This window comes from Frigoribacterium sp. CFBP 8766 (genome assembly GCF_014841435.1).
Taxonomy (GTDB): Bacteria; Actinomycetota; Actinomycetes; order Actinomycetales; family Microbacteriaceae; genus Frigoribacterium.
In genome coordinates, this window is the sequence record NZ_JACYTX010000003.1 from 111,991 (window position 1) to 124,351 (window position 12,361).

Annotated in this window: 12 protein-coding genes; 5 read left to right on the forward strand and 7 right to left on the reverse strand. The window is 69.5% G+C overall.

Annotated features, from left to right (window positions below; translation table 11 throughout):
* Positions 1 to 7 precede the first annotated feature (7 nt).
* From IFT90_RS12125 to IFT90_RS12145, 5 genes are all read right to left on the reverse strand, one after another.
* Positions 8 to 2,308 (reverse strand): heavy metal translocating P-type ATPase, encoded by a 2,301-nt coding sequence (locus IFT90_RS12125; protein ID WP_371741067.1) that lies wholly within the window; start codon positions 2,306 to 2,308, stop codon positions 8 to 10.
* Positions 2,305 to 4,368: a cytochrome c oxidase assembly protein gene (locus tag IFT90_RS12130; protein WP_192042477.1), complete on the reverse strand. Its 2,064-nt coding sequence runs from the start codon at positions 4,366 to 4,368 to the stop codon at positions 2,305 to 2,307. The genes IFT90_RS12125 and IFT90_RS12130 overlap by 4 nt, the downstream gene beginning before the upstream one ends.
* Positions 4,361 to 4,567 carry a heavy-metal-associated domain-containing protein gene (locus tag IFT90_RS12135; protein ID WP_342212123.1) on the reverse strand — a complete coding sequence of 69 codons (207 nt, stop codon included), beginning with the start codon at positions 4,565 to 4,567 and terminating at the stop codon, positions 4,361 to 4,363. The genes IFT90_RS12130 and IFT90_RS12135 overlap by 8 nt, the downstream gene beginning before the upstream one ends.
* A 108-nt stretch (positions 4,568 to 4,675) precedes the next feature.
* On the reverse strand, positions 4,676 to 4,894 hold the full coding sequence (locus tag IFT90_RS12140; RefSeq protein WP_244637981.1) for a heavy-metal-associated domain-containing protein: 219 nt from the start codon (positions 4,892 to 4,894) through the stop codon (positions 4,676 to 4,678).
* Between the two features lie 91 nt (positions 4,895 to 4,985).
* Entirely contained in the window at positions 4,986 to 6,437 is a 1,452-nt protein-coding gene (locus IFT90_RS12145) for a PepSY domain-containing protein (protein ID WP_192042479.1), read from the reverse strand.
* Positions 6,438 to 6,514: 77 nt separating this feature from the next.
* Here IFT90_RS12145 and IFT90_RS12150 point away from each other — a divergent pair, with 77 nt between their 5' ends.
* Positions 6,515 to 7,126, forward strand: coding sequence for a DUF5134 domain-containing protein (locus tag IFT90_RS12150; protein WP_192042480.1), 612 nt, complete (start codon positions 6,515 to 6,517; stop codon positions 7,124 to 7,126).
* A gap of 57 nt (positions 7,127 to 7,183) precedes the next feature.
* Here the strand turns inward: IFT90_RS12150 and IFT90_RS12155 are convergent, their stop codons facing one another.
* Positions 7,184 to 8,128 carry a PDR/VanB family oxidoreductase gene (locus IFT90_RS12155; RefSeq protein WP_192042481.1) on the reverse strand — a complete coding sequence of 315 codons (945 nt, stop codon included), beginning with the start codon at positions 8,126 to 8,128 and terminating at the stop codon, positions 7,184 to 7,186.
* Between the two features lie 89 nt (positions 8,129 to 8,217).
* Entirely contained in the window at positions 8,218 to 8,820 is a 603-nt protein-coding gene (locus IFT90_RS12160) for a hypothetical protein (protein WP_192042482.1), read from the reverse strand.
* Here IFT90_RS12160 and IFT90_RS12165 point away from each other — a divergent pair.
* From IFT90_RS12165 to IFT90_RS12180, 4 genes are read left to right on the forward strand one after another with little or no spacing between them, the layout of a single operon-like run.
* Positions 8,798 to 9,631 (forward strand): ABC transporter substrate-binding protein, encoded by an 834-nt coding sequence (locus tag IFT90_RS12165; RefSeq protein ID WP_192042483.1) that lies wholly within the window; start codon positions 8,798 to 8,800, stop codon positions 9,629 to 9,631. The two genes, IFT90_RS12160 and IFT90_RS12165, sit on opposite strands and share 23 nt — an antisense overlap.
* A 14-nt stretch (positions 9,632 to 9,645) precedes the next feature.
* Positions 9,646 to 10,689 (forward strand): iron ABC transporter permease, encoded by a 1,044-nt coding sequence (locus IFT90_RS12170; protein WP_267658547.1) that lies wholly within the window; start codon positions 9,646 to 9,648, stop codon positions 10,687 to 10,689.
* Positions 10,686 to 11,465 carry an ABC transporter ATP-binding protein gene (locus tag IFT90_RS12175; RefSeq protein ID WP_192042484.1) on the forward strand — a complete coding sequence of 260 codons (780 nt, stop codon included), beginning with the start codon at positions 10,686 to 10,688 and terminating at the stop codon, positions 11,463 to 11,465. Before IFT90_RS12170 ends, IFT90_RS12175 begins: the two co-directional genes overlap by 4 nt.
* Positions 11,466 to 11,512: 47 nt before the next feature.
* Positions 11,513 to 12,358, forward strand: coding sequence for a DJ-1/PfpI family protein (locus tag IFT90_RS12180; RefSeq protein WP_192042485.1), 846 nt, complete (start codon positions 11,513 to 11,515; stop codon positions 12,356 to 12,358).
* Positions 12,359 to 12,361: the final 3 nt, after the last annotated feature.

Genomic DNA, 12,361 nt, shown 5'->3' on the forward strand with positions numbered 1-12,361 from the left:
AGGCGCATCACCCGCGAGGTGCGCCTCCGCTGCGGTTCGGCTCGAACGAGCGCAGTCGCAGGCTGTTCGACACGACGAGCACCGACGACAGGGCCATCGTCGCCGCCGCGATCAGCGGGTTGAGCAAGCCGACCGCAGCCAGCGGGATGGCGAGGACGTTGTACCCGAACGCCCAGACGAGGTTTAGCCTGATCGTCCGGAGCGTCTGGCGTGACAGCTGGACGGCGTCCACGACCACCCGGAGGTCGTCCCTGACCAGGATGATGTCGGCGGCCTTCATCGCGATGTCGGTGCCCTGCACCATCGCGAGCCCCAGGTTGGCGGTCGCGAGGGCAGCGGAGTCGTTCACGCCGTCGCCCACCATCGCGACCCTGTGCCCGTCGGCCTGGAGGGCGGAGATCGCGGCGGCCTTGTCGGTCGGCAGGACGCCCGAAATTACCTCGTCGACTCCGATGGCTGCGCCGACCGTCTGTGCCACGCCGTCCGTGTCCCCGGTCAGGAGCACGGTGCGCAGGCCGAGTGCTCGGAGGCCCGCGACCGCGGCGGGTGCGGACGGCTTGATGTCGTCGTGCACCCCGAACACTGCCGAGGCGATGCCGTCGACCGCCAGCAGGACCGCGGAGGCGCCGGTCGAGCCGAGCCGTTCGACCGCCTCGGTGAGCACGGCGTCGAGCTCGATCCCGTTCTCGCGAAGGAGGCGGGCGTTGCCGATGAGGATCTGGTGGCCGTCGACGACGGCGCGTGCTCCGAGGCCGGTCAGCGCCGTGAAGCCCTCGGGCGTGGACAGGGCACCGACCTCGGCGGATGCTGCCGCCGTGACGGCGCGGGCCACAGCGTGTTCCGAGGCGGTCTCGACGCTGCCGGCGAGGTGCAGCAGGGTCTCCCGATCGAGCGTCCCGGTGACGACGACGTCGACGACGCGCATGCCGCCGGTGGTGACGGTGCCGGTCTTGTCGAGGACGACGGTGTCGATGACGCCGCTCGCCTCGAGGGCGTCCTGTCCCTTGATGAGCACGCCGAGCTGGCCGCCGCGGCCGATGCCGACCATGAGCGCGGTCGGGGTGGCGAGGCCGAGGGCGCAGGGGCACGCGATGATCAGGACAGCGATGCCGTTGCCGACGGCCGTCGAGGGTTCGGCGCCGGTCAGGAGCCAGATGGCGGTCACGATGGCTGCGAGGGCGATCACGCAGGGCACGAAGACGGACGAGACCTTGTCGGCGAAGGTCTGCACCCCGGCCTTGCGCCTTTGGGCGTCCTCGGTGAGGGCCGCCATCTGTGCCAGGCGGGTGCGGGCGCCGACGGTGACTGCGGTGATCTCCAGACGCCCGGTGACGTTGACCGTTCCGCCGATGGCGTCGTCTCCCGGTGCCAGGTCTGCGGGGACGGACTCACCGGTCATGGCGCTGGTGTCGACGGTGGATGTCCCGGACGAGACGGTCCCGTCAACGGCGATGCGCTCGCCAGGGAGGACGACGACCGTGTCTCCGACACGGAGCTCGGTCGACGGCACGACACGCTCGGCACCGTCGGCGTCTCGGATGCGGGCCTGCCGGACGGCGAGGTTCCCGATGGCGTTCAGCACGTCACCGGCGCGGCGGCGCGAGCGGGTCTCGAAGTAGCGCCCGCCGAGCTGGAACGTGACCATGCCGGCGGCGACGTCGAGGTAGATGGCGTCGGCGCCGGCGGGGGTCACGCCGAAGCCGAGCCAGTAGCCCGGCTCTGTGCTCGGGGCGAAGACGAGCGTGTAGACAGCCCACCCGAAGGACACGATGCTGCCGAGCGAGACCAGGCTGTCCATGCCGAACGTGCCTCGACGAAGGCTGCGCCAGGTCGCCTTGTGGAACGGCCACGCCGCCCACGTGACGATGGGCACGGCCAGCAGGACGCAGACGAGCTGCCAGCCCGGGAACCGGAAACCAGGCACGAGCGCGAGCAGGATCGTCAGGTCGCAGAGCGGGATGGTGAGCAGCGCCGCCACGGCGAGTCGGCGACGCAGCGACGTGATCGTGGTCTCGGTGGCCCTGGCGGTCCAGCTGTCGTCGTCGCCCTGTCGCATCGCGGCGGCGTAGCCCGCCTTCTCGACCGCGGCGATGGCCGTGTCGACCTGCGCGGGGGCCAGCCCCGAGACGAGCGCGCGCTCGGTGGCGTAGTTTACCGAGGCGGTCACCCCGGGGAGCTTGTTGAGCTTCCGCTCCACGGCGTTCGCGCACGAAGCGCAGGTCATGCCGCCGACGTCGAGCTCGAAGTACGCCTCCGACGGGCCGGTGGTCGTGTCGACGGCTGCCGTGGGCTGGGAGGTGGTGGTCACGTCTGGTCCTTCATCTCGGGCACCCGCTCGGCGGTCGCCGTCGTCTCGGGCGGTCCCGAGGGGGTGGTGCTCCGGCCGGAGAGCCGGTGGAGCATGTCGTTGTAGGCCTCGAAGCTGTCGTCGATGCCGCTGTCGAGGTGGCGGTCGACCCGCTTCGCGCGTCGGGAGTCCTGTCTCGACCACTGGGTGACGAGGGCGATGACGACTGCGATCAGGGGAAGCTCGCCGGCGGCCCAGGCGATGCCGCCGCCGACGTACTGATCGTGGGCGAGATCGGTCATCCACCACTTGCCGATGTACTCGTAGTAGTTCTGTGCGATCACGGTCTCGCTCGACATGATGACGACGCCGAAGAAGGCGTGGAACGGCATCGCGGCGAGGACGAGGCCGAGCTTGCCGATGTGGGGCAGCGGACGTGGCGGGTGGTCGACGCCGATGACGAGGCTGTAGAAGACGTAGCCGATGACGAGGAAGTCGAGGTTCATCAGCTGGTGTGACCAGTGGTACCTCAGTGCCTCCCCGAAGATCGGCGTCAGGTAGAGCAGGTAGTAGGTGCCGACGAACGAGACGAAGACGTGGACTGGGTGGTAGAACGCGTGGGTCAGGCGCCAGTTCAGCACCGCGGTGATCCACTCGTGCACGCCTGCGGGCTCGTTCCTCCGGTGCGCGGTGCTGGCTCGCAGGGCGAGCGTCACGACGCCGCCCATCACGAGCAGCAGCGGCCCGAGCATGTTGAGGGACATGTGCAGGATCATGTGCAGGCTGAAGGACACGCTGGAGTACTTGCCGAGGCCGGAGGACGTCGTGAGGAACACCGTGGCCCAGCCGAGCACCCATGCGACCGTGCGTCCCACGGGCCAGGCGTCGCCTCGCTGTCGGAGCCGTCGGACACCCCAGAGGTACAGGCCTATCCCGGCGGCGGTCAGGACGGCGAAGAGAATGTTGGGCCGCCATTCCAGGAGGAGCACGAGCGGGCTCGGCTCGCTGTCGACGTCGTAGCCGAGGAACACCTGGTCCACCGAGGTGGGGACGAAGTACTGAGGAGGCGGGATGCGCGTCATGGCGCTGGCGATCCCCAGGTGTGCAGAGAGCAGCAGGGCAGTGAGTGACGTGATCGTCCAGGTCGAGTGCTTCGGAGCGGCATCTGGTCGTGTCGCCCGCCAACCGAGCACGCCGAGGGCGCCGAGGAGGGCGAACCGCACCAGGAACAGCCACCCCGTCGCTGTCTCCCACGGAGCCGAGCCCGCCAACATGAACGCGGCGATGATCACCTGGGTGCCCGCGGCGATCGCGCCGGTCACGACCGCCGTCCACCGCAGGCGGCGGGACTCGACGGCGCCGAGGGCATCCCCCCGCGCAGCAGCCCAGGCCACCAGGAACACGAGCCCCGTGAGGATGGTCATGGCGGGTGTGCCAATGATGGCAGCGTCGCCGCCGAAGTCGTGTTGCGGTCCGACTAGGACCTGCCCGACGACGACAGGGGCGAGGACGGCGATGAGGCTGAGGGCGAGCATGACGAGAAGCGGCTGCCATGTGCCCAGGAAGTTCGCCATCAGGTAGATGGTCCACGCGACTACAGCTGCCACCACCCACGCGCCGGGCAAGTAGGAGGCGGACATCAGGTACGAGAGCGAGCCAGGCTCCAGCAGGCGGTCGAGCGATTGGCCGCTGGCGTCGGCGGCGTCGACGGCTGCGAGGCTCGTCGCGCTGAGGGCCCAGAGGAGCGAGGCCCACCGGATGGTGCCGAGGTCACGACCGTTGTCGACGACCAGCCGGCGTGCGCCCGAACGCGCTCGGACGAAGGCGGCGAAGAACAAGGCGCCCACCGTCACGGAGCTGGCGCACTCGGCCACGACCCGGAGCAGGCCGCTCGTCAGGGACGTGACGAGGTCGGGCACAGGTCGGTGCAGGGACTCGTACCCGGACGGGCCCATCACGACGACGGTCACGACGACGGCGAGCAGCGGGATGCCGACGAAAACGGAGCCGAGGGCCGTGCGCCGATCGCGAGTTCGCTGGGCGGGGTCGGCTGCCGTTTGTGGCGAGACCGTCTCAGCCATCGACGACGGTGTAGCCCGCCTCCTCGACCGCCTCGCGGACAGCCTCGGGATCGGGCGCAGAGGCGCTGGTCACTGAGATCAGGCCCGTCACGTGGTCGGCGGTCACGGACTCGACACCGAAGACATCGCCCACCTCCCCGGCGACTCGCTTCTCGCAGTGCTCGCAGGTCATGCCGGCGACGGTGAACGTGGTCTGCACAGGGGGTCCTCTCAAATGGAGGCCTCCCGGTCGACGCCTCACGCACCTCCTACTCTACGTGCTGTAGAACGCGGTGGGGAGCGTGTTCTCTCGACGTCGACCGGTTCCTCAGCGAGCGATCGAGAATGCTCCGACCGCCGAGAGGCTGGCGCCGACCTCGGCGTCGCTCAGCTCGCGCGTGCCGTGCGCGGTGACCGTCGAGGTCTTCCCGGGGGCGAGGTCGACGTCGACCGAGTCGACGCCGTCGAGGCCGGTGAGAGTCTCGGTGACCGTCGTCACGCAGCCGTTGCAGGTGAGGCCGTTCACGGGCCCTGTCCAAGTGGTCATCATGCATTCCTTTCCATCGTGGGCCGCGCGGGCGTGATGCCCGAGCGGTCGTCGGCAGTCTCGTCCGACATCTCGCGACTCGGCTGTGTGATCAGACCGAGCCGAAGAACTTGCGCAGGCGCGGGACTCTGCGGATGAGCAGCTGGTCCAGTGCCAGCACGAGGATCAGGGAGAGTCCGAAGACCGGTAGGAAGAGCCCTAAGGCCACCATCGCGACGAGCAGGACCCTGCTGCTCCAGACGGGGAGCGCTGCCCGGGGGGCTGAGAGTCCCGAGGCGCGTCCTCGACGGGTCCACCACATGAGTGGCCCCGAGATGCAGAGGAACATCACGGCGAGGCAGAAGAGCACCGTGAGGACCGTGTTGACAGTGCCGAAGCGACGTCCCTCGTGCAGCGCGACGCCCTGTGACACCGTCTTGGCGGTGGCGCTGAAGTCGTCGTAACCATAGGTGCCGGCGACGTCGCCGGTGTACTGGTCGACGTGGACGGTCTTCTCCAGGGCCACGTCGGACTCGGAGGGGTTGCCGTTGTCGTTCCACTGGCTGCCCATCACGCTGAAGACGCCGTCGTCCCCCTCTGGGTAGACGATCGAGTACGGCTCGGGCGCGCCTTCGTTGCGAGCGGCCGCGACGGCTTCGTCGATCGAGATCATCGGGCCGGCGCCCTGGCTCGTCCCCAGGGGGCCGCCTGCGATCGCCCAGCCGGCCGGCGCCGTCGTGCCGTTGGTGTCCTCGATCAGGTCGCCGAGGGTCGACTCGGCGCCGGGGTCTGCGCCCCACAGGGATTCTCCGTCGCCCGCCGCGACCTGCTCGGCAAGGGAACCCCAGACGCCCGTCCACGGTAGGCCAGAGACGACCAACATCAGGATGCCCAGCCCGACCGGCAGGCCGGCGATCGCGTGCATTCCGCGCAGCCTGGAGCCCGGCACCTTCTTCGCCCGAGCGGCGCCTCGGGGGCGGCGACCCAGGAAGAAGATGATGAACCCCGTGATGGTCAGGACGATCGCCCAGCTGGCCCCGAGCTCGACGATCCGGTCGCCGATCTGCTCGTCGCCCAGCAGCAGGTCGCCGTGGATGCGCTCAGCCCAGTTCGACACGAGCTCGTTCTCGGTCAGGTCCCCCGTCACGGTGGTCGAGTACGGGTCGACGTAGACGTTGCTCCCGACACCGTCGGCGCTTTCCGTGACGAAGACGGTCGAACGGTCGCCGGTCGCGTCCACGACGGAGAGAATCTCCCTGTCCGGGAAGGCCTCCCGGACAGCGGCCTCCTGGCTCGACAGGGAGGCGCGCTCTGCGCCCTCGGGGGCGGTGACGGTGAGGACGCCGGGATGGGTGAACGAATCGACCTCGGCTCGGAACATGTAGGTCAGGCCCGAGATCGAGAGGATGAACAGGACCGGGACGACGATGATGGAACCGTAGAAGTGCCACCGCCAGAAAGCAGCGAACCAGTTCGTCGGACGCTTGCCTGGACGGTGAACTCGGCTTGTCGGTCTGTTCGGGACGTCGGCTCCGGTGCGGCGGTCCATCTCGGTCGCGGTCATGCCAGCCTTTCGATCGGGACCGGGGTCGTCCGGTCGTCGAGTTGGCACTCTACAAGATGTAGAACTAGCCTGGCGACGTGATCGACTACCCCTGGAACATCGTCCTGACCATCGCCTTCGCGTTCACCTTCGTGGTCTGCGTGGGGGACGCCCTGGTGGGAAGGCTCCGTGCCACGGACCGGCGAGCAGCCATCACCGACGGCGAGCTCGTCGACGTCAACCACGGCGTCATGAGCATCGCCATGATCGCCATGACCTGGTTCTTCGCGATGGACGTCGTGACCTGGGCGCAGGTCCTCCTGTTCGTGATCCTCGGCCTCTCGCTCGTGCCGCCCCTCCTGCGCGCGTCGTCCCGGCGTGGGCGCACCGAGCTCGTGGGCCACATCGCGCTGGACGCGGCCATGATCTGGATGCTCGCCGCGATGCCGTTGCTGATGGCCGGTGCCATGAGTGCCGCCGGCGGATCGATCCACGCCGAGCACGCCGGAGCGGATGCCGGTGCCGACATGCTGATGGCGACCCCGATCTGGGCCGACGTCGTCAACGTCCTCTTCGTCGTCGTCTCAGCGGTGGCGGCCCTCTGGTGGCTCGTGCAGATGTTCATCAGCCGAGGGCACCGCGTCCACCTGCTCTGCCACGTCGTGATGGCCGCGGGCATGGCGTGGATGCTCGTCCTGATGAACGTGTAGAGAACACCTCCCGCCGCCCAAGGCCCAGGCCCACGGGCCCGCGTGACCGCCCACGGCTCACACGTCTAGTTCGAGGACGGAAGAGAGCGACCGCGAGCAGCAGGTGTTGATGTGGGTCCCTGCGGTGTGGTCCGCCTCCGTCTGGAAATCGTCCCGATGATCGGGGACGCCGGCGAGCACGGCGGTCAGGCACGACCCGCAATGACCCTGGCCACAGGAACGGTAGGTCTCATAGCCTCGCCGCTCCAGGGCCTCCGCAAGGGACTCGTCCGCCCCGACCTCGATCCTCTCGCCCGTCGAGCGGGCCACGACGGTGAAGCTCCGATCGCCGTCTCGTGGCGTCTCGGCGGGTGGGTCGAAGCTCTCGGATCGCACCTGGTCCGCCCGCCAGCCCGCCGCGAGGGCGCGGTCCCGGGCCACGCTGACGAAGCCCGCGGGCCCGCAGGCGTACACCGCGCCTCCGTCGTCGACCGTCTCGAGCGACCGTGGCCAGCTCGTCCGGAAGGAGTCGCCTTCATCGCTGTGGTGCAGGGTGACGCGATCACGCCAGGGGCTGGCGGTGAGGACGGCGAGGAGGGGGAGGGCGTCGGCGTCGCGGGACCAGGCGTGGAGCTCGAAAGGCGTGCCCCACCGGTGCAGTTGCTCGGCCATCGTCACGAACGGCGTGATGCCCACACCTCCTGCCAGGAGGACCGCCATCGAGTCCGACCGGCCGAGGGGGAACGTGTTGCGGGGCCTCGACACGTCGACCACGTCGCCCACGGTGAGCCGCTCGTGCACCGCCGCCGAGCCGCCGCGACCGTTCGGGTCGTGGCGCACGCAGACGAGGTACCTCGCCGTGTCGTCGCCGTGGCTGACGAGTGAGTACTGGCGCACGAGGCGCTCGTCGAGGTGGAGGTCGACGTGCGCCCCGGCCTCGAAGGTCTCGAGCTCCTGGTCCGGATGCACGGGCCGGAGCTCGACGAGGAGCGCGTCGCGGGCCGCCCGGGTGATGTCGTGCACGCGTACTGACTGTCTTGCAGGCCGGGTCATTCCCCGAGTCGAGGAGCTGGGCGTCCGGCGGGCGCGCAGGGCCCGGAACAGCGGCGGGGTCACGACGGGTCTCTCGGTGCTCGACGCGTTCGAGCGAATCGGGAGGCGAGCCGGTCGGCGAGGTGCCTCAGGGAGGCGACGTCGTCGCCGAGGGTCACGGCCCGCGGGTCGTCGTCGTCCGGCGTGGGTCGAGCGAGCACCAACACGATCAAGACGGCGATGGCGACCACCTGTGTGAGGCTCGTCGCCGTGTCGAGCCACGGGAGGTGGTCGACCTCGTTGGCGGTGGTCATCGATGCTCCCTCGAATCGTTCGTCGGTGTCGTCGCGACGGTGTTCTACAGAATGTAGTTCATGGTCGAGAAGTGTTGCCCGAGCCCCTTCTACGATACGTAGAATAGACGTCATCACCGACTGAAGGAGTCCCATGCGGCCCACTGTCCGACGCGTCCTCTCCGGAACCGGGGCAGCGGCCGCGCTCCTGCTCCTGACCACCGCGTGCACTGCCACGGGCGACGAGGCGACGCCCGCGAGTCCGCCTGCCGGTGCGACGTCGACTGACGCGACGTCGAGCGCATACCCCCTCACCCTCGAGAACTGCGGTCGACAGATCACCATCGACGCCCCGCCGGAGCGTGTGGTGAGCCTGTGGCAGTCGAACACGGAGGCGCTCCTCGCCCTGGGCCTGGGCGACCGGATCGTCGCGGTCCAGGAGAACTACGCGCCGTATCCCGAGTCGGTCGCGTCGCAGGCGACCGGGCTCAAGAACGTCGGCAGCGAGATGGGCTTCCCCTCGAAGGAGGTCCTCCTCAGCGAGAAGCCCGACTTCGTGACCGGTCAGGTCCTCGACGGCTTCGCGTTCGACGCCTCGCAGGGCTACGCATCCGTCGAGCAGCTCGAACAGGCCGGGGCGGCCGTCTACGGCGCCAACCTCTGCGGCTCGACCGACTCGCAGAGCACCGAGACCTGGAACATCGAGTCCGTCGAGAAGACGCTCCGCGACTACGGGACGATCTTCGACGTCGCCGACAGGGCCGACGAGGTCGTCGCGGAGCTCGAGGCTGACAGGTCGGCCGTCGTCTCGGCCGTCGAGGACGAGCCGATCACCAGGACGGCCTACTTCAACGGCGGGACCGGCCCGGTGATCGTCCTCGCGGGTGGCATCTACGACGACCTGATCACCACCGCGGGAGGTGAGAACGTCTTCTCGTCGGACTCCGTCTACGTCAGCAAGGAGGAGTTCGCCGCCTCCGACGCGGACGTCGTCCTGGTGGGGACCTTCCCCGGACAGGACTTCGCGTCCCAGAAGGCGTTCCTCGAGGAGAACTTCCCCGACTTGCCCGCCGTGCAGGCCGGCAAGATCACCGAGGTGCCCACGCAGGAGACTGACTCCTCCATCTCGGTCATGGTCGGGCTGACGAAGATCGCCAACGCGATCCACCCCGACCTGAAGCTCCCGGTTCCCTCGTCGTGAGCGAAGGGGCCGCCGTGACTCGGCGACCGGCTCCCCGTCGCCCGAAGCTGATGGTCGGCGCGCTCGTCGCCGCCTGCCTCGTCGCCGTCGTCCTGTCCGTGGCTGTCGGCAGCGTCGGCATCGCGCCGAGTCGAGTCCTCGAGGTCGTCGGCGGGCGCCTGGCGCCGTGGGCCCTCGGCCAGGTCGACGGTCTCGACGACCAGATCGTGTGGGTGTTCCGTCTTCCTCGCGCCCTGCTCGGCCTCGTCGTCGGAGCGGCCCTCGCGGTCGCGGGTGCCGTCCTCCAAGCCGTCGTGCGGAACCCCCTGGCAGACCCGTTCGTGTTCGGTGTCTCGTCGGGCGCCTCCGTCGCCGCGGTCGCAGCGCTCACCCTCACGACCGGTGCCCTCGCCTCCGTGTCCACACCGCTGGCCGCTTTCGTCGGAGCTCTCGTCGCGACACTCCTCGTCTTCGTGCTCGCCCAGCAGGGAGGGCGCGTCACACCGAACAGGCTGCTGCTCGCGGGCGTCGCGTTGTCGTACCTGCTGAGCTCCGTCACGAGCTACCTCGTCCTCCGGTCGAGCGGCACGAACCAGGGCGTCGGGCCGGTGCTCTCGTGGCTCGCCGGCAGCCTCGCCGCGGCGACCTGGAGCGACCTGGGTGTGCCGGCCCTCGTGCTGGTCGCGTCGACGGCCGTGCTGGTGCTCCTCGCTCCCGTCCTCAACGCGTTCCTCACCGGTGACGAGACGGCCGCGAGCCTAGGTGTCGACGTCGGCCGGGTGCGACTGGGGTTGTTCGTCATCACCTCGTTGCTCGTCGGCGTCGTCGTGGCGGTCAGCGGCTCCATCGGGTTCGTCGGACTCGTCGTGCCGCACGCCGTCCGCATGGTGATCGGCTCCGACCACCGCTGGGTGCTTCCTGCGTCCGCTCTCGCCGGAGGGCTCCTCCTGGTGCTGGTGGACATCGGTGCCCGGCTGCTTCTCGCGCCGACCGAGGTGCCGGTCGGCCTCCTCACCTCCGTCGTCGGTGCACCGTTCTTCCTCTGGCTGTTGCGCCGCTCCGGGCGGAGCGGACGATGAGCGTCAGGGCAGGCGGAGCGCTCCGCGTCGAAGGCGTCAGCGTCGACCTCGCCGGACACCGGATCATCGAAGAGGTGGCCTTGAGTGCCCACGGGAACGTCGTCGGCCTCGTGGGCCCGAACGGGAGCGGCAAGTCGACGCTCCTGCGGACGATCTACCGCATGCTGCGGCCGGCCGAGGGGACCGTGCTCGCCGAGGATCGTGACGTGTGGTCGATGTCGGCCAAGGAGGCGGCGCGCATCACCGCAGCGGTCGTCCAGGACAGCCCCGTCGACCTCGAACTCACCGTCGTCGACTGCGTCACGACCGGACGCCTACCGCACGGCAGCTTGCTCGGATCGGGCCGTGCCGAGGACGGGCGAGTCGTCGAGCTGGCGATGAGGAGGGCCGGTGTCGAGGACTTCGCCGACCGTGGCATGAGCACGCTCTCGGGTGGAGAACGGCAACGCGTGCAGCTCGCCCGCGCGCTCGCGCAGGAGCCGCGGCTCCTCGTTCTCGACGAGCCCACCAATCATCTCGACATCCGACACCAGCTCCAGCTGCTCGCTCTCGTCCGGGCGCTCGACGTCACGACCCTGGTCACGCTGCACGACCTGAACCTCGCGGCGTCCTACTGCGACGAGATCGTCGTGCTCGAACACGGCCGGGTCGTCGCCTCGGGACTGCCGGGCGAGGTCTTCACCCCGCAGCTGCTGCAGCGCGTGTTCGGCGTCCGCGCCGACACGCTCGTCAACCCGCTCACCGGCCGCCTCCAGCTCGTCTACGCGGACAGCTGACGGCCGACCCCGACCGGTCACGACCACTACGAGAAGGAGAACCACACGTGAACGACGAACTCAACGACACCGCCGAGACTGCGGCGCTGCCCGGACACACGGCAGGGAACGACCCGACCGGGAGCACCTTGTTCAGCGTGGTCGGCGACGACCCCGCCAAGCAGGACGCCATCGACCGTTCGATCGCCGCTCACCACACCCTCGCCGCGCGGCCCGGGATGCGCTTCGCCACGGGCAAGACGATCCTGATCGTCCTGCACCCCGGCTTCGAGCTTCTCGACGTCGTCGGTCCTTTCCACTTCCTGGCAGCGACGGGCGCGGACGTGCACTTCGTCACGACGGGCTCCGCGGATGAAGCGGTGCTGAGCAGCAGCGGTGTGGCCCTGGTGCCCGCGCTGGCGCTCCACGACATGCGTGTCGCCCCGGAAGTCCTCCTCGTGCCCGGTGGCGACACGGGCATCCTCCTCCGTGACGCCCGTGCCATGGCCGACCTGCGACGCCTCGGCGACCAGGCGACCTACGTCACCAGCGTCTGCTCCGGCTCGATCGCTCTCGCCGCCGCAGGCCTCCTCGAGGGACGACGTGCGACGTCGCACTGGTCCGTCCGGCACCTCCTGGCCGGCTACGGCGCCGTCGAGGTGAATGAGCGCGTGGTGGAGGACGGCAACCGGCTGACCGCGGCGGGAGTCACCGCGGGGATGGACCTCGCCATCAAGCTGGTCTCGTACCTGTGCGGGGACGAGATGGCACGCTTCGCCGTTCTGGGCGCCGAGTACGCCCCCGAGCCCCCAATCGACACGGGCACTCCCGAGAAGGCCGGCCCGGCACTGACCGACCTCTCTCGCGACTTCCTCGCACCGCTCGTCGAAGAGCTCCGCGCCCCCGCACGCTGACAC

Coding starts and splice junctions, on each gene's coding strand:
- IFT90_RS12130 (WP_192042477.1), bottom strand. CDS start 4,368: ATGGCTGAGACGGTCTCGCCACAAACGGCAGCCGACCCCGCCCAGCGA.
- IFT90_RS12140 (WP_244637981.1), bottom strand. CDS start 4,894: ATGACCACTTGGACAGGGCCCGTGAACGGCCTCACCTGCAACGGCTGC.
- IFT90_RS12145 (WP_192042479.1), bottom strand. CDS start 6,437: ATGACCGCGACCGAGATGGACCGCCGCACCGGAGCCGACGTCCCGAAC.
- IFT90_RS12175 (WP_192042484.1), top strand. CDS start 10,686: ATGAGCGTCAGGGCAGGCGGAGCGCTCCGCGTCGAAGGCGTCAGCGTC.